Raw genomic sequence first — 20,533 nt, forward strand, 5'->3', positions numbered from 1 at the left:
TTTTTCGCCCACCGCCCCAGGCCGCGCCGAAGCGCGGCCCCGAGGGCGTTATCCCTGCGCGACCTTTGTCGTCGAAGGGTCGATCCAGCCAATGTTTCCGTCCGGCCGGCGGTAGACGATGTTGAGGTGTTCGTTTCCGGCATTGCGGAAAACGAAGACAGGACTGTCTTTGGTATCCAGCTCGATCACTGCGGAGGCGACCGACATGGTCTTCAGAACCATGGTCGATTCCGCTACGATGGCAGGGGCGTAATTTTCCGGGATTTCCTCATCGTCATCGGCGAGCGGCGCCATCACCGTATAGGCGATGTCCGTTGCCGCACCGTTGCCGGCGCCAGAGGCGTGAGATTTGAGGCGGCGCTTGTAACGGCGCAGACGTGTCTCAAGCCGGTCCGCAGCTGCCTCGAAGGCCGCTGTCGGCTCCTGGGCATCTCCGGTTGCCTGCAACGCAGTGCCTGAATCCAGACGGATCATGCAATCAGCGGTGTAACGCGAACCGGCTTTCACCACCGTCACATGTCCGGCAAAGCCGCGATCGAAATATTTCCCGATGGCTTCCCCGATCCGATCGGTGATGCGCGTACGAAACGCATCGCCGATGTCCATGTGTTTCCCCGAAATGCGCAGCGTCATTTGAAAATTGACCTTTCCTGCTCAGGCTTCACACTGTCTGGAGTTTATACCTGTGGCCCGTGCAGACAAGCTTCGCGGTACCGTCCGCGCCCGATTTTGTAACCGAACCTTGCCGCGGCCATTGGACCGTTCCTTGACCGCCCCCAGGTCAACTTCACAACGGGCCGACCACTTCCGGGCCGCAGCCCGTCTCATGCGGGCGGGCTTCTAGCCAACTCCCTGGCGCTTGTCAACGAAACGAAAAACTGTGGAAATCTGCGGCTTCTCAACGCCCGGCGCCGGCAAGCGCGCGTTTTTCCCGCCGCCGCTGCACCGAGGACGGAATGTTCATTGCTTCCCGATACTTGGCGACCGTCCGGCGAGCGACATCGATCCCGTTGGCGTTGAGCAGGTCGACGATCGTGTCGTCGGAGAGCACATCCTCCGCCTTCTCCTCTCCGATCAGCTGCCGGATGCGATCTCGTACCGCTTCCGAGGAATGAGCGGCTCCGCCATCCGCAGCGGCGATCGAGGCGGTGAAGAAATAGCGCAGTTCGAACACGCCGCGCGGGGTCAGCATGTATTTGTTGGTCGTCACCCTGCTGATGGTCGATTCATGCATGCCGATGGCGTCCGCCACCGTTTTCAGGTTGAGTGGCCGCAGGTGGCGCACGCCGTGGACGAGGAAAGCATCCTGCTGGCGCACGATCTCGGAGGCGACCTTGAGGATGGTCCTGGCACGCTGGTCCAGGCTGCGCGTAAGCCAGTTGGCGTTTTGCAGGCACTCGGAGAGAAAATCCTTCTCGGCCTGCTTCCGGGCCTGGCCGAACACCTGGGAAAAATAAACCTGGTCTACCAGGACACGTGGAAGCGCATCCGCATTGAGCTCGACCGCCCAGCTGCCATCGGCAGCGGACCGCACCTCGACGTCGGCGACGATGGCGTCGCTTGCACCGCCGGAAAAGGCGAGACCGGGTCGCGGATCCAGCGCCCGGATCTCCGCCAGCATATCGAGGAGGTCCTCCTCGTCCACCCCGCACAAGCGCTTCAGTGTCTGGAAATCCCGCCTGGCCAGCAATTCCAGATTGGCAACCAGCGCCTTCATGGCCGGATCAAAGCGGTCGCGCGTGATAAGCTGCAGCGACAGGCATTCGGCCAGATCGCGCGCAAACAGGCCGGCTGGCTCAAAACCGCGACAGGCATCGAGAACACGTTCGACCGCAGCCATGTCCGTCCCAAGACGTTCCGCGATCTCCTCCAACTCTGCGTACAGATAACCGGCCTCGTCCAGCCCGTCGGCAAGCTCAGCTGCGATCAGCCGATCGCCAGCGTCGAGGAAGGTGAAGGCGATTTGTTCCCCGACATGGTCACGCAACGTCACGGCAGCCGCCGCCATGTCCTCCATGTCGAAGTTTTCGGCAGCGCCGGAACCGGTGCCAGGCGCCGACTTCCATTGCTGAGAGAGATCCGGACCGACCCGGTCGCTGATGCCGGGATCATCGGGAAATAGGTTTTCGAGCGACGAATCGAGCTTTTCCGACATCGCTTCGGAACTCCAGGCCGTCTCCGCTTCGAACCACTCGTCGGCGTCTTCCGGCTTCCGCTCGCTCTCGCTCTGCTGAGCGGGCTCTACCGGTGTATCCGGCTGCGGATCGGCTCGTTCCAGCAAGGGATTGCGTTCAATCTCCTCATCGATGAAGCGCTCGAGCTCGACATGGGTAAGCTGCAGCAGTCGGATCGACTGCATCAGCTGCGGCGTCATCACCAGCGACTGCGATTGTCTCAGCTGCAATTTGGCCGCGAGCGCCATGTTTGGAGTGCAAGCTCCTGTTCGATGAGGCCATTTGCCAGCCTGCTATCAAATGGCCCGGCTTTTGCTTGTCAAGCAATGAACCTTCGAGCGTATACGGAGACGCTCTCATTCTTTGTTTCTAGCAATTCCGGACGGAGACCGCACACTTCTCCTGGAATTGCTCTAACATGACAGGCTTACCAGCTTGTTAGATAGGTCGTGAAAGTCGCGAGCAAAGCCCGGACCTGACGCATTCCAGCAGTATCCAAGTCAAAGTGTGAAGGCTTCGCCGAGATAGAGTCGCCGGACGTCGGGATTGGCGACGATCTCTTCTGCCCGACCGTGCGTCAGCACTTCGCCGGCGTGGATGATATAGGCACGGTCGATCAACCCCAGGGTCTCGCGCACATTATGGTCGGTGATCAGGACGCCGATGCCGCGCGCCGTCAGATGTCGGACCAACTGCTGGATGTCGGCCACCGCGATCGGATCAATGCCTGCGAAAGGCTCGTCAAGCAGCATGTAGGCCGGGCGTGTTGCCAGCGCACGCGCGATTTCGAGACGTCGCCGTTCGCCACCCGACAAGGCCATCGAAGGTGCCTTGCGCAGATGTGTGATGTGGAACTCTTCCAGCAGGGCATCGAGCTCGCGCTCGCGTGTCTTGCGGCTCTTTTCGACCACCTCCAGAACAGCGCGGATATTCTGTTCGACGTTGAGACCACGGAAGATCGAGGCTTCCTGGGGCAGGTAGCCAATGCCAAGCCGGGCGCGCCGGTACATCGGCATCGAGGTGACGTCGAAGCCGTCGATTTCGATCTTGCCCTCATCGACCGGGACCAATCCTGTCACCATGTAGAAACAGGTGGTCTTGCCGGCGCCGTTGGGGCCCAGCAGTCCTACGGCTTCGCCGGCACGCACGCCGAGCGAAACGCCATTGACCACACGCCGTCCCTTGTAGCTCTTAGACAGGCCGCGGGCCATCAACGTGCCCTTGAGCTTGACCTTTTCGCCCCCGACAATGGCAGGCGCGGCCGGCGTGGTGTCGGTTTGTTTCAGCAACTGCATCGCACTTTCGGTCAGGGTTTCTTGGCCGAATCCGGATTGATCTGCATCATGACGCGGCCGGAACCGCCTTTGCTGCAGCCGTCGACATTAGCAAGGCCAGACTTCATCTGCACGGTCAGCTTGCAGCCGGTGAGAACATTGTCACCCTGGCTCAGCACAACCTTGGAACCGGTCAGAACCAAAACCTGGCTTTTCATGTCGAAAGTACCGCGCTCGCCGGTAGCGATCTGGTCATCGGACTTGAGATAGACGGTCCCGTCGACCTCGAGATGATCGATGTTGGTGGAGCCGCCGAGTGCAGGACCAGCCATGGCCGCACTCTTGGAGCCATCTTTGCCCGCAGCCTTGTCCTTCAGGTAGTACACTTTGAGGATACCAGCCTTCAGCAGGGTCGGGCCCTGTACCACGCTGACGTTGCCCGTGAAGATTGCGAGGTTTTGCTCCTGCCTGACTTCCAGCTTGTCGCTTTCGATCTGGATCGGCTTGTCGCCGGAGAGCTTCAGGCCCGACATGTTGGTCTGAGCCGACTGGGCGAAGGCGGGCGTGGATGCAGCCGCCAGGAATGCCGCAGCAGCAAGCCACTTCATGTTATTCGGCCCCATTCGGCTCTCCGCTCTTGTCGCTGGTCGTCTTCAGGACGCCAGGCTCCAGGTTGACTCGCACCCGCTTTTCGAAAACCAGCACCTTGCCGCTGTCTTCCACCGACATGGAGTCGGACTGGATATGCGAGCCGCGCGTGACGATGTCGACCGGGTCGTTCGTCTTCATATTGCCTTTCGCCATATCAAGGAAGGCCGATTTCATCTTCACCACCATTCCACTGGTGGTGGTCATGGTAATATCCTTGGCCAACTCCAGCGTGTTGGCATCGCGGTTGTAGACACCCTTGGCTGCGCCGACCACTGCGGACGTATCCTTGTCGAGCGGCAGCTTGGCATCGATGCCTTCCAGCCCGATGATGCTTTCCTTGGCCACATCCTGGATCGCACGCAGGGCCTTCATCGAATAGGGCAGATTCTGCTTGGTGAATCCTTCGAGCTTGGGATTGGCCATCACCAGCTTGCCGTTGGAGAACGCGCTGCCGTCGGCCTGCACCGGGGCCGCGGGCGGGGTCTTCAAATAGGAATAGACGGGAAAAGCTATTGCGATGATGCCCGCCACGACCGGCAGAGCCAGCTTGAGGATGCGGACACGACGCGAATGCCGCTGGGCGCTGTCGAAGGCAACCGCGCGTTCGGATGGGAGCTCGCCGCGTTTGGGCGCGACAATAATCTCATCCTTACCCTCCGGGTCGGTCGTTCGTGCCAACATGTAAACCTTCTGGTCCTTTTGCCCGCAGAACCCGCGCCTTATTTGGTGCCGGTTTGCGCCCAAGCAAGCGCATGCGAAGAAAAATCGCAAAATATGACTTAACCCTGAAGCGAAGAAACGTCGCCAGGAGCCTACCAAGACTAGCATGCCGCCTTTTTCGCCGCCATGCCTACATTTCGACTATCACCCTGCCCAGTATTGCCGGATCGCTCATGAAGAGTTGCGACGTCATTCCGGGATGCTTGTGGCAATGATGCCGCACGGCGCTTGGGCCCAAAAGCGGTAGCCCTGAATTGGCGGTTGCATTAAAAGCGTCTGCTTGCGTGCCCCAAAGATGAGGCTGACATGACCTTGAGAGCCGACGACCTGATCGACCGCCGCCGCCTGCGGCGCAAGCTGACCTTCTGGCGTATTGCGGCGATTGCCGTCCTGTTGATCGGGCTGGCTGCGCTGTCCGCCTGGTATTATCGCGGCAGCGAAGGCACCGGCGTCGACCATATTGCCAAGATCAAGATCGAAGGCACCATCACGCAGGACGATGAATTGATCCGCCGCATCGAGGCGGTACGCAAGGCGCCCCACGTCAAGGGCGTGATTCTGCTCGTCAATTCCCCAGGCGGCACCACGGTCGGCGGCGAAACCATCTATGACGCCGTGCGCAAGCTCGCCGCCGAAAAGCCGGTCGTGACCGAGGTCGGCACGCTGGCGGCATCCGCCGGTTACATGATCGCCAGCGCCTCGGACTATATCGTCGCGCACCAGACCTCCATCGTCGGCTCGATCGGCGTGCTGATCCAGTATCCTGATGTAACCGGCTTGATGGACAAGATCGGCGTCAAGCTCGAAGAGGTGAAATCCTCGCCGCTCAAGGCATCGCCCTCACCGTTCGCGCCGACCACCGAAGAAGCCCGCGCCATGGTGCGCAAGCTGATCATGGACAGCTATGACTGGTTCGTCGACATCGTTGCGGAACGGCGCAAGCTGCCGCGACCACAGGCATTGGCGTTGGCCGACGGCTCGATCTTCACCGGCCGTCAGGCTGTCGCCAACAAGCTGATCGACGCGCTGGGCGGCGAACAGGAAGCCGTGAAGTGGCTCGGCAGCAAAGGTGTCGACGAAAAACTGAAGGTCGTGGAGTGGAAGAGCACCGACCGCGGCAGCTACTTCCTGCCCAACGCGATGATCCGCCAATTGGGCCGTGCGCTCGGCCTGCCTGCGGAGAGCGAGGGCGTGCTGCGCGAGATTGGCGCCGACCGCTTGTTCCTTGACGGTCTCGTTTCGGTCTGGCACCCTTGATCTGGCGTGGGGCACAAGTCAAAAAGCGAATAAAATCATCCGCATAAAATTGGCCGCCGCGCCTTTACGGGGACCGTCCGCATGATCAAGTCCGAACTCGTCCAAATCATTGCCACCCGCAACCCGCATCTGTTCCTGCGGGATGTCGAAAACATCGTCGGCGCGGTCTTCGACGAAATCACCGATGCGCTCGCCGAGGGCAATCGCGTCGAGCTTCGTGGTTTCGGTGCTTTCTCGGTCAAGAACCGCCCCGCCCGCACCGGCCGTAACCCGCGCACCGGCGAGTCGGTCGAGGTCGAGGAAAAGTGGGTGCCGTTCTTCAAGACCGGCAAGGAGCTGCGCGAGAGGCTGAACGGCGACAAATAAGGCGATTTGAGATCGCCCAAGTCGCCATTCCGGCCTCCAGGCGGATGGCCGCGACCATCCTTCCGACCGGAGACGCCATGTTCAACCGCTTCGCTGTCATCGTCATCTTCGTTCCGCTTGCCATCGTGCTGATCGCGCTGGCTGTGGCGAATCGCGAACTGGTTGCCTTCACGCTCGACCCGTTCAATCCCGGCAATCCGTCGCTGACGCTCACCTTGCCGCTGTTTGTCATGCTGTTCCTGGCTTTGGCCGTGGGCATTCTCGTTGGCTCGTTCGCCACCTGGATGCGCCAGGGGCGCTACCGCAAGCTTGCCCGCCAGCGTGGCGTCGAGGCCGAGAATCTGCGTCAGGCCATCGCGCGCGCGCCTTCCACCGGCCAAGGACCTACCTTGCCAAAGCCGACCGCCTGATCGGCATTCCAAGGAGCGTGATCCCGCACCGAAGGGCAGCGTAGCAAAAAGCTGCAGACGTTCAGAACAGATCATACGAAAAACCAAGAGATAGAACGGAGACTACCCATGCTGACCATCTCGGCTGCCGAGGTCGATCGCGCGCTGACCTTTTCCAGCCTGGTCGAGACGCTGCGCACCGCATTCCATGATGGCGCCGTTCAGCCGGTGCGTCACCATCACACCGTCGAGCGGCCCGACGGCGCTGCTTCCACGCTGCTTCTGATGCCCGCCTGGACCGATCTCAACGCCGCCGGCACCTCGAAGGATGGTCATATCGGCGTCAAGATCGTCACCGTCTCGCCCGACAACAACGCCATCGCCAAGCCCGCGGTGATGGGGCTCTACCTGCTTCTCGACGGCAAGACCGGCGAGCCGGAGGCCTTGATCGACGGCCAGCGGCTGACGCAGTGGCGCACAGCATGCGCTTCGGCGCTCGCTGCCTCCTATCTTGCTCGCGAGGATGCATCGCGGCTGTTGATCATCGGTGCTGGTGCGCTGTCGCCATTCCTAGCCAAGGCGCATTCGGCGGTGCGACCGATTACGTCGATCCGGATATGGAACCGCACGCCGGTGAATGCCGAAAAAGTGGCGGCCGATCTCCGCGCCGAAGGCTTGCCCGCGGAAGCGGCGGCCGACCTCGAGGCAGAGCTTGCCGCTGCAGACATCGTTTCCTCCGCGACCATTTCCAACGAACCGTTGGTCAGGGGCGCTTGCGTCAAGCCGGGCGCCCACATCGATCTGGTTGGTGGCTTCACCCCGACCATGCGCGAGGCCGACGACGACGCCATTACCCGCGCCCGTGTCTATGTCGACACCCGTGCTGGCGCCACCAAGGAGGCCGGTGACATCGTCCAGCCGCTCGCCTCCGGCGTGCTCAGCCACGAAGCCATCATCGCGGACCTGCACGAACTGGCGCGCGGCCACAAGAAAGGTCGCCAAAGCGCGGACGAAGTCACGCTGTTCAAATCGGTCGGCGCGGCGCTCGAGGATCTTGCAGCCGGTATCGCCGTCTACAAGGCCCTGAAACCCTGATCCACGATCACGCTTCGGTTATTCTGTCTGTTTTCGGGAAACCGGCTGTCGCGCCGCGCGTTTGTTGCCGGCAGCAACAGCCAAGGACCGAAGCCATGAACGAAGGCTGGTTTTCGAAAGTCGTACCGGTAGCCACCGGCATACTGGGTGACATTCGTCATATTTCAAACGCAAGGCAAGCGATCGACCTGCTGACCAATCACTGGCCGGACGCGGGCACGCGCAAGCATCTCGATGCCACGCGCGCCTCGCAGGCCGTCATCAACGGCAATGCTGCCGGCGATACGGCCAGAGAGGCTTTCATCGAAGCCGCTCGCGAAGCTCGTATTCTGGTCGAGTGATCGGCCCCCCCAGCGTCCCTCAGGGATTGTTTCGATAGCTGATCTCAGGAACGCCCATCGCTCCGGCAACCAGCCGGAAATCATCCTCGCTGAGCTCGACCAGACCGAACCGCAACTGATAGCCCCAGTTGGATTTCCCGGCAGTCAGTTCCAGCCTGTCGAGCAGCGGCATGATCGGCGTCTCATGCGACGGTTCCCAGGCCACGTCGCGCCGGAACGGCTGGAAGCCGTCGCCCATGTCGCCTTGGTAAGGTTCGCCAATCCGGACCCGGCCGATGGCGGTAAAGGAACGCAGGCCGTCCTTTTCACCAAGCACTGTGCTCGGTGAATAATAGACGACGCCGTCGCCCGGCTTGATGCGGCGCAGAGGGGCTGCCTTGCCATGGTTCACCTGCATGAAGCCTTCGGCCCGGCCGCGCCTGACATGCGCGGCCGACGCCACCGTGAGCCAGTACCGCGTCATGGCTGCGCGTTTTCCGCGTCATTCAGCCAGTAGACGCGCAGCCTGTGCTGGTCGGGATCGAGAGCCACGAAGGTGCGACCGAAATCCAGGTCTGTCGGCGTCTGCAGGATGGAAAGCCCCCGGCCCGCCCAGTCAGCATGCGCTGCGTCGACGGCTTCGGGAGCGTCCAGTTGGAAGACGATCTCCGATCCTCCGCCGACCGCGGCTGGCGCAGGCAGCGCCGTGTGGCGCGACCAGAGGCCGAGCTTGAAGCCGTTGTCCAGCACGAACAGCACGAAGGTTGGTGAGGACTCGACAGGCGTGCGGTTGAACAGCGCCTGATAGAAAGCACCGCTGGCCTGCGGCTGATCGACAAAGAGAATGACGAAGTTGGGGCTTTGCATGATGGCTCTCCAATGTTGCGAATGGAGAGAGCGTAGTCGAAACCACTGTCAGATTCTGGCAGCAGCAAATCAGCGCCGTGGCGCGTCCGGCAATGTCGCCCGCCATTGCTTGAGCAAGGCCTGCCGCCGTTTTGGATAACGCAGGCCGGTCGCATCGAGCGTCGCGATCCTGTCGGTACGGAAATGCCGGAAATCCTGCCGCATCTCGCACCACGCCACCATCACCCGCACCTTGTCGAAAAAGCCGAGCGCGAAGGGCCACACGATACGTCGGCTGCCGGCACCACCAGCATCGCTGTAAGTGATGGCCAGCTTGTTTTCGTCGCGGATTGCCTGGCGCACCGCCGCCAGATCAATGCCTTCGCTGGCTTCCACGCGCGGACCGACCAGGAGTGTCGACGCATCGAGATCCTCGCGCAGATCCTCGGGCAGTACGGCGGCGATCTTGGCAAGCGCATCGGCAGCCGCCTTGGACAGTCTGTTGTCAGGCTGCTTCGCCACCCAGCGCGAACCGAGCACGATCGCCTCGATCTCCTCGTCGGTGAACATCAGCGGCGGCAGCATGAAGCCGGGCTTTAGCACGTAGCCCAGCCCTGCCTCGCCTTCGATCGGCGCGCCTTGGCCCTGCAGCGTGGCGATGTCGCGGTAGAGCGTGCGGATCGATATGCCGAGTTCGCCGGCCAGAGTGCGGCCGCTGACCGGCAGACGATGGCGGCGCAGGGTCTGGACGAGATCGAGCAGGCGTTCGGAGCGCGACATTGTGACCTTATACAAGGGAAGCCGTTGCCTTTGAATTGTCAGCTTCGGCGTCAAGTGTGCCTGCAGCTGTAGCGTCACAGGCCCTTCATGTTGCGCGGTTCCAGCCCCTATGCCAAAAGCAGCGCGAAACGCGGAGCGTCTTTCTTGAAATTCACGCGCGACAAACGCCGGGACAAACCTGGCCGCCGAGACGGCGGCCCGCAGCAGCCGCGCGCACAGGAAGCACGCACGGACAAACGTCCCGAGCGGAAGGCCGAGCATCACCAGCCGCAGAAGCACACATCGCGCCCGGAACCGAAGGCCGAACGCCAGGAGAGCCGGGCGCCACGGCCAGGCGAACCGAGAAGCGAAACCGAAGCCAGGATCGAAATCGCGCCGCGCATGCTGACACGCCGTGAAGGCACCCTGCCGGTCGAAAAACTGCCATTGATCCTCGAAGTCACGCCCAATGCCGACTATGCGCTGCTCGACAGCGGCAACGGCCAGAAACTGGAACAGTATGGGCCTTACCGGATCGTTCGGCCCGAAGGCCAGGCGATCTGGCAACCGGCGTTGCCACCGAAGGACTGGGATCGCGCCGACGCCATCTTCACAGGCGACACCGACGAAGAAGGCATGGGGCGCTGGCGGTTCCCACGCCAGCCGCTCGGCGAAACCTGGCCGATGAAGCATGACGGCATCGACTATCTCGGCCGCTTCACCTCTTTCCGCCATGTCGGCGTCTTTCCCGAGCAGGCCTCGCACTGGGATCACATGGCGGGCCTGATCCAGAACGCCAGACGTCCGGTCAAGGTGCTGAACCTGTTCGGCTATACCGGCCTCGCCTCGCTGGTGGCGGCACGCGCCGGCGCGGAGGTCACCCATGTAGATGCCTCCAAGAAAGCCATCGGCTGGGCGCGCGAGAACCAGGAGATGGCCGGCCTCGGCAACAAGCCGATCCGCTGGATCGTCGAGGACGCGATGAAGTTCGCCGAGCGCGAAGAACGGCGCGGCAGCCGCTACGACATCATCCTGTTCGATCCGCCGGCTTACGGTCGCGGACCAAAGGGTGAGGTCTGGCAACTGTTCGAGCACCTGCCGGCGCTGACCGACATCTGCCGTTCGATCCTGACGCCCAAGCCGCTGGCCGTGGTCCTGACCGCCTACTCGATCCGCTCCTCCTTCTTCGCCACCCATGCCCTGATGCGCGATACTTTCGCCGGCATGGGCGGACGTGTGGAATCGGGCGAACTGATCATCCGCGAGCAGTCGGCCGGACGGGCGCTGTCCACTTCTCTCTTCTCGCGTTGGGTCTCGGCATGATCCCGCAAAGTGGAAGCCGGTTTTTCGGACAGGATCATGCGGAAACGAAGAGGCCGAAATGACAGAGTATGAGAACCGCCGCGCCGTCGGCCAGGTCAAGGAAGTCACCAGCCTGGCGAACCCGTTGGTGAAGGACATCAAGGCACTGTCGCTGAAGAAATTCCGCGACAGCCAGAACGCCTTCATGGCCGAAGGCCTGAAGCTGATCATCGATGCGCTCGACCTCGGCTGGCAGATCCGAACGCTGGTCTTCGCCAAGACAGGGCGCGGCAACCAGGCCGTTGAAAAGGTTGCGGCCCGCACTGTCGCCGCTGGCGGCACCGTGCTCGAAGTCTCCGAAAAAGTGCTGTCCGCCATCACCCGCCGAGACAATCCGCAGATGGTGGTGGGGGTCTTCTCGCAGAAATACGTCACGTTGAAGGACGTCCGCCCGAAGAATGGCGATGTCTGGGTGGCGCTCGACCGCGTCCGCGACCCCGGCAACCTCGGCACCGTGCTGCGCACCGTCGACGCCGTCGGCGCCAAGGGCGTCATCCTGATCGGCGACACCACCGACCCGTTCTCGCTGGAGACCGTGCGGGCCACCATGGGCTCGGTCTTCGCCGTGCCGGTCGCCAGGGCAACGCCGGATGCTTTCTTGTCCTGGCGCAAGGGCTTTCCCGGGCTGGTGGTCGGCACCCATCTCAAGGGTGCTGTCGACTACCGCTCGGTCGATTTTTCGAACCGCCCGGTGCTGCTCCTGATGGGTAACGAACAACAGGGCCTGCCGGACGAGCTCGCCGCCAGTTGCGACAGGCTGCTGCGCATTCCGCAAGCCGGGCGCGCGGATTCGCTGAATCTCGCGGTCGCCACCGGTGTCATGCTGTTCGAAATTCGCCGCGGCGCGCTCACGCTGGAGGATCGGTCCTGAAATCGCTGACGCCTTATGCCCTGCTGACCATCGTCGCCATCGCGCTCGACCAGTGGATCAAGCAGTGGGTCGAAACCGGCCTGCCTTTTCAGGAGAAGATCGATCTCCTGCCCTTCCTGGCACTTTTTCGCACCTACAACACCGGCATCGCCTTCTCGATGTTTTCATCCTTGAGCGACACCGGCCTGATCGCGGTGGCGGCGGTGGTGGTTGTCTTCGTGCTGTATCTCGCGTTGAAGACCCCGCCCAATCAGGTGCTCGCCCGCATCGGCTTCGCGCTGATCGTCGGCGGCGCGCTGGGCAATGTCATCGACCGCACCGTCTACGGACATGTCATCGACTACATCCTGTTCCACACGCCGGTCTGGTCCTTCGCGATCTTCAATCTCGCAGATGTCTTCATTTCAGTGGGCGCAGCCGCGGTCGTGCTTGACGAATTCCTGTCCTGGCGACGGCAACCGCAGCCTTGAGGCGATCAAGGACGCAGCGGTTTGCGTTTGCAATTGCATAAAAACAATCAGTTGGAGCACTTCCGGCTTTCCTGGCAAAATGGAAATGCCCTTGGGCGATTGACCGTGCCTGTTTTCCAACTAGCCTGACCTCCTCAAGGATCGAGGAGCAGCCAGTGCCGGACACCTTCAAAGCCATTCTCGTCTCTCGCGACGAAGACAAGAAGCAGTCGGTCGCGGTCACCGAATTGACCGAAGCCGATCTGATGGAAGGCGATGTCACCGTTGCGGTCGAGGCCACGACGGTGAACTACAAGGACGGCTTGGCGATCACCGGCAAGGCCCCGGTCGTGCGCCGCTGGCCACTGGTGCCGGGCATCGATTTCGCCGGCACGGTGCTTTCCTCCGATCACGCTGACTGGCGCAAGGGCGACCGCGTCATCCTGAACGGGTGGGGTGTCGGCGAAACCCACTATGGCGCCTATGCAGGGCGTGCCCGCGTCAAGGGCGACTGGCTGGTGCCGCTGCCGGACGGCATCACCGCGCATGATGCCATGGCTGTCGGCACAGCAGGCTATACGGCGATGCTCTCCGTCATGGCGCTGGAGCGTCACGGCATCGTGCCGCAGCGCGGGCCCGTGATCGTGACGGGTGCTGCTGGCGGCGTCGGTTCCGTCGCCGTCGCGATCCTGTCGAAGCTCGGCTACCACGTCGTCGCCTCGACGGGCCGGACTTCGGAAGAAGCTTGGCTACGCGACCTCGGCGCTGCCGAAATCATCGCACGCGACGAGTTGAGCGGGCCGGCCAAGCCGCTCGCCAAGGAACGCTGGGCCGGCGGTGTCGACGCTGTCGGCTCCACCACCCTGGCCAACGTCCTGTCGATGACCGCCTATGGCGGTGCTGTTGCAGCCTGCGGCCTGGCCGGCGGCATGGACCTGCCATCGTCGGTAGCACCCTTCATCCTGCGCGGCGTCTCCTTGCTCGGGATCGATTCCGTGATGGCGCCGAAAGAGGTCCGGCTCGAGGCGTGGCGGCGCATCGGCCAAGACCTCGATCTGGCCAAGCTCGGGGCGATTTCCAAAACGATCGGCTTTGACGGCATCATCGCCGCGGCTACCGACATTGTTGACGGCAAGATCCGCGGGCGTGTCGTCGTCGACATGTAGCCTCGCGCTGGCAGGACCGCTTATCGCGCCCTCAATCCGAGGGTCTCTTGGAAAGCCTTGCGTCCGGTCCCGGAAAGCCAGGATCGAAATGAGAGAATCTCCGGATTGATCGCGCGCATGGCGTTCAGGTCGACGTGATCGGCAAGCGGGCCCGCGTCCAGGCTTGTTGCCATTTGCCCGAGATCGGGATTGGCCATCAGGGCCTCTTCGGAAAACCGCGCATAGGCGATCGGCCTGCCGGCGGCCTGCGTGAAAATGGTCTCCAGATCCCTGCCCGTAACGGTATCGCCGGCGATCTTCAGCGTCTGGCCCCCGAACCGCGCTTTGTCGGCAAAAACGGCGGCGACGAACTTGCCGATGTCCTCCACGGCGATGAGTTGCATCGCCTGATCCGGTCGCAGGAAGAAAGTAAAGCGCCCCTTTTCCAGACCGAAACCGGGCTGTACCAGCATCTCCATGAAGATCATCGGCCTGACGATGGTTGCGGTTATGGATAGGCTGCGGATATGCGCCTCGATGCGCGGTTTGGCGTCGAAACGCGCCACGCCCGTCAGCGTGTCTCCGGCGCTGGCGCCCGAGGAATAGACGAGATGCTCGATGCGGTTCGCAACGGCGAGGTCAGCAACGGCAATGCCGGTCCGCACTTCTTCTTCCTCGGCCAGATTGCCTGGCAGGACACTGAAGACGCCATGCACGTCCCTCATCGCGGCACGGATTGCGTCGATATCGTCAAGCGAGCCTTGCACCAGTTCAACGCCGGCAGCACGAAGCGCGAGCGACTTCAGCGCGGTAGCGTCCCGCACGAGTGCGCGCATCGGCCACCTTGCCTGTCTCAGCGCTTTGGCAACCGCTCCACCCTGCCGCCCGGTCGCGCCGAACACCAGGATTGGACGTTTGTCGTTTGTCATTCAGGAACCCTCGTGTTGAACACGGGTACCCATATATACTGCTGGAACGCCGCTGGAAGACGGCACATTTTCCAGCCTCAGGCACAAGGATGATACGCTTGGACAAGCCGCTTCAGGCCGATCCGGACAGGATTGTGGAACGCCGCTTCAGGCCGTACCCATCAAACGGTGTCTGCGCGCGGCTTGGCGACAAATGGACCGTGCAGGTTCTGTGGCGCCTTTCGGTTGCACCTGCAGGGCGACTTCGCTTTTCGGCGCTCAAGAGCGAGATCGACGGGATCACGCAGCGCATGCTGACGCTTACGCTGCGCAATCTGGAACGTGACGGCCTCGTGATGCGCCACTATTTTCCCGAAGTGCCACCCCGTGTCGAATATGAGCTGACCGAGATGGGCGCGGGCATTTTATCGGCGCTGGAGGGTCTCAATTTCTGGATACAGGACAATCTGCCTCATATCGAGGAAAGCCGGCGCGTCTATGACGATACCAATCAGTGACGAGACGGGTCTTCGTCAGATCACCGCCGAATAGTCGGTCGGACGCAGCACGCGCTCGGTGATCTGGCCGACCATATTGCCGGACTCGGTCACGGTTTTCTCCTTGATCTCGGACCATTCGTCGTCCGCCATGAACTTCGCCCAGGCGTCAGTCATCGACTGCTCGTCCGGCCAGCGCAGCATATAGACGAACTCCGTTCTCCCCTGCTGCTGCGTTTCCCACAAGGCGACGAAGTCGAAGCCATATCGTTTCATGATGCGGACCGCGTGGTCGCGAAAGCGCGCATGGAACGCGGCCTTGTTCGCCTCGAATATTTCATAGATGCGCATTTGGTGGATCACTTGGATATCTCCTTTCAGCTTTTGTGCCAGGGCCGGAGACAACGCAGACCACGCCACGACCGCCATGCCCGCCAGGATTTCCCTGCGGCTGGAAGCCAATCGGTGACCGACCCTTGCCTGGGCCTGCTCGCGCTGCCGGGGTCTTTCACCAATACTCATGGTTCGCTCCGCTCTGGCTTGGCGGCGAGAATGAGCGATCAGGTCGAGCGGGTAAAATATATTATTTTATACAGTTTGATATTTTGGAGATATCAAATCGCTGGACTGCCGTGCAATTTCGAGGAACTTGTCGCGGGCAGGGGCAACCCGCGAAACGTCCCAGGCTGCAAGCACATCCAGGAACAGTGCGTCTATCGCCCCCTCCACGGCGATGCGGCGAAAGACGATGCCCTCACGTCGTCCATGGCCGACGGAGGCAGGTACGAGCGCAACGCCCAGCCCACCCGCGACCAGTCCTGTAATCGTCTCGATCTGTCTGGCTTCCTGCACAATACGAGGAGAAAATCCCGCCGCATTGCAAAGTGCGATCATCTGGTCGTAGAACCCCATGCCTTCGGAACGAGGCGTCGCGATGAAGTCGTCCCGCGCCAGATCAGCCAGGAAAACCTGTTCCTCTGATGCCAGGACATGGCTTTCCGGCAACGCCGCCACGATCTCCTCGCGGGCGATGCGCTCGAAAGTCAGTTCTGGAACCGCAATGCCTGGCCGCCGCATCAGGCCGATATCCGCCAGCCCCGCTGTCAGCGCGGCGACCTGCTCGGCTGTCGTCGCCTCCCGCAGCGTCAGCTCGACTTTGGGCAGGCTGAAGCGAAAAGCCTGCACCACCCTGGGCAGGAAGTTGAAATGCAGCGTGCCGACAAACACGATCTTCAGGCTGCCGCTCGTTCCGGACGCGACCCGCCTCGCCTGCTCGACACCCGTTTCGAGCGTTTCCAGCGTGGCACGCGCCGCCTGCAGAAACGAGGTGCCCGCCGGCGTCAAAGCGACGTTGCGGTTGTTGCGCACGAACAATGGCGCATCGATTTCGGCTTCCAATCGCCGGATGGCCTGACTGAGCGGAGGTTGCGCCATATGCAGTCGTTCCGCGGCACGATGGAAATGCAACTCCTCGGCAACGGCGATGAACTGACGAAGCAAACGAATCTCGATCATCGGTCCGACGTTACAACGATTGCGGAACTCCTCCATATCCGTGTTCGCTGACATAGCGTCGATCGCACGGGGGAAAACCGGCCGATCGCTAAAATTCGAAAGGTTCGGCGCAGCCTTCCATAATTTATCTGTGGCTAAGATAGCCGCATGATTGGGGACAAGGCCGCAACAGAGGTGGGAACTGAGCGTCAGCCGGCAACGCAGCGCCGCGTGCTGGCCACGACACCACCCTTGGTACCGGCACTGGACAGGCGCGAACACGAAGGCCTGGCTTTCGCGGTCTTCGTTGCGCTTGTCGTGCTCGCTGGCCTCTCCCATCTTACCGGCGCGCCACCCTTCATCGCCATCGGCGTTCTGATCACCGGCATTGCCGGCCTGGCCCTTTTCCTGCGCAACCAGCGCAGCGAACATCACACCGTCGCTATCCTCGACGACACCGCCGCCCGCAGCCGCGCCGAAATCGAAACCTTGGCCGACCGCATGTGGGAAATGCAGGAAAGCGAAGAGCGCTTTCGTGGCCTTATTGACGCGCTCGGCGACCTGGTCGTCCACCGCGACCGCGACGGCCGCATCGTCTATGCCAACCGTGTCTTTGCCGAATTGATCGGGCAGAACCTGACGGATCTGGCGGGCATGACGCTGGCGGAGCTCGGCATCGACGTCGGCATCGTTCCGGACGCAGCATTTTCCGATCACGATTGTCTGAGTTCGACCGACGTCGCCGTCCGCACCCAGAGCGGACCGCGCTGGTTTTCGTGGATCGAGCTGTCGATGCGCGACAAGGACAGCGCCGAAGTGTCCCACCGGGCGATCGCGCGCGACATCACGGCGCGCAAACAGGCTGAATCCTCGCTCATCAACGCACGCGAACGCGCCGAATATGCCAGCCAGGCCAAGTCTCGCTTCCTGGCCACTGTCAGCCATGAAATCCGCACGCCGATGAACGGCATCATGGGCATGGCCAAGCTTCTCGCTGACACCAGGCTGACGCCGGAACAGCGCACCTACGTCGGCGCGGTCTCCACATCGGCCAGCGCTCTGCTGGCACTGATCGAAGACCTGCTCGACTATTCCAAGATCGAGGCCGGCCGTTTCGCGCCTGAACCTCAGCCGATGTCGCCGCGCGAGATCGCCGACAATGTCGTGGAATTGCTCGCCGCGCGCGCCTTCGGCAAGGCGATTGGCCTGGCCTGCCATGTCGCGCCCGATGTACCGCAGATCATCACGGCCGATCCCGGTCGCGTTCGGCAGGTGCTGCTCAACCTGATCGGCAACGCCGTCAAATTCACCGAGACAGGCGGGGTACTGGTCAGCGTCACCCGTCGCCGCGCCGAAGCCGGCGATCGCCTCGTCTTCTCCATCACCGATACTGGCCCCGGCCTCAGCGAGGCCGACATGGACCGTATCTTCGAGGATTTCGAGCAGGCCGACGGCACGTCGACACGCAAGCATGGCGGTGCCGGGCTCGGGCTGGCTATTTCCAGGCGGCTGGCGGCAGCCATGAATGGCACTATCAGCGTTTCCAGCGCGCCCGGCGAAGGCTCGGAATTCACCTTCGAACTGCCGGCACGGGAAGCAATCGAGGCAATCGATGACCGTATCGATGTCCTGGCCGATCGCCGCGCCGTCATCGTTTCGGAAAACACCATCGAGGCCGAAGCGATCGCCCGCACCATCCGCGCGCATGGCGGCCGCGCCGAGATCGTTGCCAATGCCGGCCAGGCCTTGCCTTTCGCCGGCTTCTGCAACGTGCTCCTGATTGATGCGCGCCAGGAAGACGGCGATTGCCGTACCCTGAAACGACTGCGGCAGGCAGGTTTTGCGGCCTGCGAAGCCGTGACGCTCATCGCTCCGGCGGATCGCGGCGCACTGGTCGAATTCCGTGCCGGGGGATACGCAACCTTCCTGGCTCGCCCGGTCCGCGGCGAAACCTTGCTGCGGGTGCTCCTCGCCGGCCAGGCCGCCGTTGGCGGCCCTTTGACCGGCCCCAGCCATGCCGCGGTCGCGCCGGCAGGCATGGCAGGCAGCCTTTCGGTGCTGATCGCCGAGGACAATGACATCAATGCGATGCTCGCCCGCGCCACCCTGCAGAAGGCCGGACATCATGTCGACATCGTCAACAATGGCCGGGCCGCTGTCGAAGCCGTCGCCACGGACAGCCCCGCCAAGCGTTACGATGTCGTGCTGATGGACCTGCATATGCCGCTGATGGACGGCATGGATGCCATCGCGGCGATTCGCCGGCATGAGGAGGCTTCCGGCGCGGCGCCAGTGCCCATCATGGTGCTGTCGGCGGACAGCCAGGAACGCACCCGCCACGCCGTTCTTGCCCACGGCGCCTCTGGTTTTGTCACCAAACCGCTTGATCCACAGGCTTTGGTGCATGCCGTGGAGAGCCAGGCAGCGGCCTGATTCCGCGATTTCCAGCCCTTAGGTAAGCCGGCTAGCGACGGATCGTCTGCCGTCCTCCCCTTGCTCCTCACTATGTATCACGGTACTGTCACAATCCTGTAGCACCTACATCGTATCCCGACGCCAAGAGGGATGGCTCGAAGGAGAATCACTCGTGCATACAGCGATGCCGCAAGGTGAGATGCAGGGGAACACCGGAGGCAGCGCGATCCAGAGGATGAGGACGATCGAGTCCATCACCGGCACCTTGGGCAAGATCGGCAGCCTCGAAGTGCGGCTGGCTCGCGACGAGCTTGAGATCGCCGCTGCCCAGGAAATCCGTTATCGCGTCTTCTACGACGAGCTTGGCGCCCGCAAGAGCCGCCTGCAGTCGCTGGAACGGCGGGACGCCGACCGTTTCGACCCGCTCTGCGATCATCTGCTGGTGTTCGACAACGCCCTGCCCGGCCCGGACCATCGCCGCATCGTCGGCACCTATCGACTGCTGCGCCAGGAAACGGCGGTCAGCGCAGGCGGCTTCTATTCCGAGGACGAATTCGAGCTGCGGCGGCTGATCGCCAAGCACCCCGGCCAGCGCTTCCTTGAACTCGGCCGCTCTTGTGTCCTGCCCGAATACCGTTCGAAACGCACCATTGAGGCGCTTTGGCAGGGCCTGTGGGCCTACTTCACCCACTACGACATCGGTGTCCTGACGGGTTGCGCTTCTTTCCACGGCATCGTTCCGGCGGCACATGCCGAAGCGCTCACCTACCTTGCGCATCATTGCCGCACCAGCCCGGCCTGGGACATTCGCGCCAATGACGGGCGCTATTGCTCCATGGACCTGATGCCGATCGAGGCGGTCAGCGCCAAGGCGGCTATCGCCGCGATGCCGCCGCTGGTGAAGGGTTATCTGCGCGTCGGCGCACGCATCGGTGACGGTTGCGTCATCGATCACGATTTCAAGACCGTGGACATCTTCATCGTTTTGCCGGTGCGTGAAATCGGTGCCCGCTACGTGAATTATTACGGCGGCGAAGGGCAACGTTTCGCTGCCTGAAGCAATTCCAGCAAAATGCGCGGCGGTTTTGCGTCCGGAATTGCATGAAAAGCAGAGGGATAGAACGTCTCCCCTAAAAGCGGAAACGTCTAGCAATCGCCATGGCCGACGATTTTTCCGCCGTCTTCGAGCGCCTGAAGCAGGCGGCTCGGAGCCTGCCGGATGTTGTCGAGAGCACGTCCTACGGCACGCCGGCGCTGAAGACTGGCAAGAAGCTGCTCACCCGGGTCAAGGATGCAGAAACGGCGGTGGTGATGTGCCCGCTCGACGAGAAGGAGATGCTGCTGCAGGCTGCGCCCGGCATCTATTTCGAAACGGACCATTACAAGGGCTGGCCGGCTTTGCTCATACGCATGGAAGCGGCGTCGGACGATGAGCTGCGTCATCGCCTGGAACGGACCTGGCTGACGCAGGTCCCTAAGACGAAGGCGAAAGCCTGGCTGGCTGAGCGGGAAGCATCTTCTGACAGATGACTTCAAACAGC

Annotated in this window: 24 protein-coding genes; 13 read left to right on the forward strand and 11 right to left on the reverse strand. The window is 62.2% G+C overall.

From position 1 onward, the window contains the following. Positions 1–48: 48 nt before the first annotated feature. The 5 genes from hpf to lptC form a co-directional block, all read right to left on the reverse strand. Positions 49–633, reverse strand: coding sequence for a ribosome hibernation-promoting factor, HPF/YfiA family (gene hpf, locus AC3WTO_RS19865; RefSeq protein ID WP_492462615.1), 585 nt, complete (start codon positions 631–633; stop codon positions 49–51). A gap of 265 nt (positions 634–898) precedes the next feature. Continuing rightward, entirely contained in the window at positions 899–2,422 is a 1,524-nt protein-coding gene (gene rpoN / locus AC3WTO_RS19870) for an RNA polymerase factor sigma-54 (protein WP_492462616.1), read from the reverse strand. A gap of 252 nt (positions 2,423–2,674) precedes the next feature. Continuing rightward, the gene (gene lptB, locus AC3WTO_RS19875) at positions 2,675–3,385 is read right to left on the reverse strand and encodes an LPS export ABC transporter ATP-binding protein (protein ID WP_245488616.1); all 711 of its coding nucleotides are present in this window, start codon (positions 3,383–3,385) and stop codon (positions 2,675–2,677) included. Between the two features lie 95 nt (positions 3,386–3,480). Further along, positions 3,481–4,071 carry an LptA/OstA family protein gene (locus AC3WTO_RS19880; protein ID WP_492462617.1) on the reverse strand — a complete coding sequence of 197 codons (591 nt, stop codon included), beginning with the start codon at positions 4,069–4,071 and terminating at the stop codon, positions 3,481–3,483. Beyond that, on the reverse strand, positions 4,058–4,780 hold the full coding sequence (gene lptC, locus AC3WTO_RS19885) for an LPS export ABC transporter periplasmic protein LptC (protein WP_492462618.1): 723 nt from the start codon (positions 4,778–4,780) through the stop codon (positions 4,058–4,060). Before lptC ends, AC3WTO_RS19880 begins: the two co-directional genes overlap by 14 nt. 345 nt (positions 4,781–5,125) lie before the next feature. On the opposite strand from lptC, the gene sppA reads away from it, so the two are divergent. The 5 genes from sppA (at position 5,126) to AC3WTO_RS19910 (ending at position 8,267) form a co-directional block, all read left to right on the forward strand. After that, positions 5,126–6,076, forward strand: coding sequence for a signal peptide peptidase SppA (sppA, locus tag AC3WTO_RS19890; RefSeq protein WP_492462619.1), 951 nt, complete (start codon positions 5,126–5,128; stop codon positions 6,074–6,076). A gap of 81 nt (positions 6,077–6,157) precedes the next feature. Continuing rightward, on the forward strand, positions 6,158–6,442 hold the full coding sequence (locus AC3WTO_RS19895; protein WP_129413282.1) for an integration host factor subunit beta: 285 nt from the start codon (positions 6,158–6,160) through the stop codon (positions 6,440–6,442). A 77-nt stretch (positions 6,443–6,519) separates the two neighbouring features. Continuing rightward, positions 6,520–6,852 carry a DUF1049 domain-containing protein gene (locus tag AC3WTO_RS19900; RefSeq protein WP_492462620.1) on the forward strand — a complete coding sequence of 111 codons (333 nt, stop codon included), beginning with the start codon at positions 6,520–6,522 and terminating at the stop codon, positions 6,850–6,852. A gap of 108 nt (positions 6,853–6,960) precedes the next feature. Beyond that, positions 6,961–7,926, forward strand: a complete 966-nt coding sequence (gene lhpI / locus AC3WTO_RS19905) for a bifunctional Delta(1)-pyrroline-2-carboxylate/Delta(1)-piperideine-2-carboxylate reductase (protein ID WP_492462621.1) — start codon at positions 6,961–6,963, stop codon at positions 7,924–7,926. A 95-nt stretch (positions 7,927–8,021) separates the two neighbouring features. Continuing rightward, complete coding sequence (locus tag AC3WTO_RS19910) at positions 8,022–8,267, forward strand: DUF982 domain-containing protein (protein WP_492462622.1); 246 nt, start codon at positions 8,022–8,024, stop codon at positions 8,265–8,267. A gap of 19 nt (positions 8,268–8,286) precedes the next feature. On the opposite strand, the gene AC3WTO_RS19915 is transcribed toward AC3WTO_RS19910, so the two are convergent. The 3 genes from AC3WTO_RS19915 to AC3WTO_RS19925 all read right to left on the reverse strand — a co-directional run bounded on the left by AC3WTO_RS19915 (position 8,287) and on the right by AC3WTO_RS19925 (position 9,872). After that, positions 8,287–8,730 carry an EVE domain-containing protein gene (locus AC3WTO_RS19915; RefSeq protein ID WP_492462623.1) on the reverse strand — a complete coding sequence of 148 codons (444 nt, stop codon included), beginning with the start codon at positions 8,728–8,730 and terminating at the stop codon, positions 8,287–8,289. Beyond that, a complete protein-coding gene (locus tag AC3WTO_RS19920) occupies positions 8,727–9,113 on the reverse strand; it encodes a VOC family protein (RefSeq protein ID WP_492462624.1) in 387 nt (128 codons plus the stop codon). The genes AC3WTO_RS19915 and AC3WTO_RS19920 overlap by 4 nt, the downstream gene beginning before the upstream one ends. Positions 9,114–9,182: 69 nt before the next feature. Further along, positions 9,183–9,872, reverse strand: coding sequence for a helix-turn-helix transcriptional regulator (locus tag AC3WTO_RS19925; RefSeq protein WP_492462625.1), 690 nt, complete (start codon positions 9,870–9,872; stop codon positions 9,183–9,185). Between the two features lie 144 nt (positions 9,873–10,016). Here AC3WTO_RS19925 and AC3WTO_RS19930 point away from each other — a divergent pair, with 144 nt between their 5' ends. The 4 genes from AC3WTO_RS19930 (at position 10,017) to acuI (ending at position 13,699) form a co-directional block, all read left to right on the forward strand. Continuing rightward, positions 10,017–11,174 (forward strand): RsmD family RNA methyltransferase, encoded by a 1,158-nt coding sequence (locus AC3WTO_RS19930; protein WP_492462626.1) that lies wholly within the window; start codon positions 10,017–10,019, stop codon positions 11,172–11,174. A gap of 58 nt (positions 11,175–11,232) precedes the next feature. Then, positions 11,233–12,084 (forward strand): TrmH family RNA methyltransferase, encoded by an 852-nt coding sequence (locus tag AC3WTO_RS19935; RefSeq protein ID WP_492462627.1) that lies wholly within the window; start codon positions 11,233–11,235, stop codon positions 12,082–12,084. Then, positions 12,081–12,554 carry a signal peptidase II gene (lspA, locus tag AC3WTO_RS19940; RefSeq protein WP_492462771.1) on the forward strand — a complete coding sequence of 158 codons (474 nt, stop codon included), beginning with the start codon at positions 12,081–12,083 and terminating at the stop codon, positions 12,552–12,554. Before AC3WTO_RS19935 ends, lspA begins: the two co-directional genes overlap by 4 nt. Before the next feature lie 155 nt (positions 12,555–12,709). Further along, complete coding sequence (acuI, locus tag AC3WTO_RS19945; protein WP_492462628.1) at positions 12,710–13,699, forward strand: acrylyl-CoA reductase (NADPH); 990 nt, start codon at positions 12,710–12,712, stop codon at positions 13,697–13,699. A gap of 20 nt (positions 13,700–13,719) precedes the next feature. Here the strand turns inward: acuI and AC3WTO_RS19950 are convergent, their stop codons facing one another. Further along, positions 13,720–14,607, reverse strand: coding sequence for an NmrA/HSCARG family protein (locus AC3WTO_RS19950; protein WP_492462629.1), 888 nt, complete (start codon positions 14,605–14,607; stop codon positions 13,720–13,722). 89 nt (positions 14,608–14,696) lie between these two features. On the opposite strand from AC3WTO_RS19950, the gene AC3WTO_RS19955 reads away from it, so the two are divergent. Next, positions 14,697–15,104: a winged helix-turn-helix transcriptional regulator gene (locus tag AC3WTO_RS19955; protein WP_492462630.1), complete on the forward strand. Its 408-nt coding sequence runs from the start codon at positions 14,697–14,699 to the stop codon at positions 15,102–15,104. A gap of 15 nt (positions 15,105–15,119) precedes the next feature. Here the strand turns inward: AC3WTO_RS19955 and AC3WTO_RS19960 are convergent, their stop codons facing one another. Together AC3WTO_RS19960 and AC3WTO_RS19965 are read right to left on the reverse strand one after the other, a co-directional pair. Further along, positions 15,120–15,605, reverse strand: a complete 486-nt coding sequence (locus AC3WTO_RS19960; RefSeq protein WP_492462631.1) for an NIPSNAP family protein — start codon at positions 15,603–15,605, stop codon at positions 15,120–15,122. Positions 15,606–15,671: 66 nt separating this feature from the next. Further along, on the reverse strand, positions 15,672–17,009 hold the full coding sequence (locus AC3WTO_RS19965; RefSeq protein ID WP_492462632.1) for a LysR family transcriptional regulator: 1,338 nt from the start codon (positions 17,007–17,009) through the stop codon (positions 15,672–15,674). Here AC3WTO_RS19965 and AC3WTO_RS19970 point away from each other — a divergent pair. The 3 genes from AC3WTO_RS19970 (at position 16,896) to AC3WTO_RS19980 (ending at position 20,522) form a co-directional block, all read left to right on the forward strand. Further along, a complete protein-coding gene (locus tag AC3WTO_RS19970) occupies positions 16,896–19,010 on the forward strand; it encodes a PAS domain-containing hybrid sensor histidine kinase/response regulator (protein ID WP_492462633.1) in 2,115 nt (704 codons plus the stop codon). The genes AC3WTO_RS19965 and AC3WTO_RS19970 overlap by 114 nt on opposite strands. A 217-nt stretch (positions 19,011–19,227) precedes the next feature. Then, positions 19,228–20,049: a l-ornithine N(alpha)-acyltransferase gene (gene olsB / locus AC3WTO_RS19975; RefSeq protein ID WP_492462772.1), complete on the forward strand. Its 822-nt coding sequence runs from the start codon at positions 19,228–19,230 to the stop codon at positions 20,047–20,049. Positions 20,050–20,150: 101 nt separating this feature from the next. After that, on the forward strand, positions 20,151–20,522 hold the full coding sequence (locus AC3WTO_RS19980) for an MmcQ/YjbR family DNA-binding protein (protein WP_492462634.1): 372 nt from the start codon (positions 20,151–20,153) through the stop codon (positions 20,520–20,522). The last annotated feature ends 11 nt before the right edge of the window (positions 20,523–20,533 follow it).

The organism is Mesorhizobium sp. EU05-FHT14A09 (assembly GCF_058790995.1).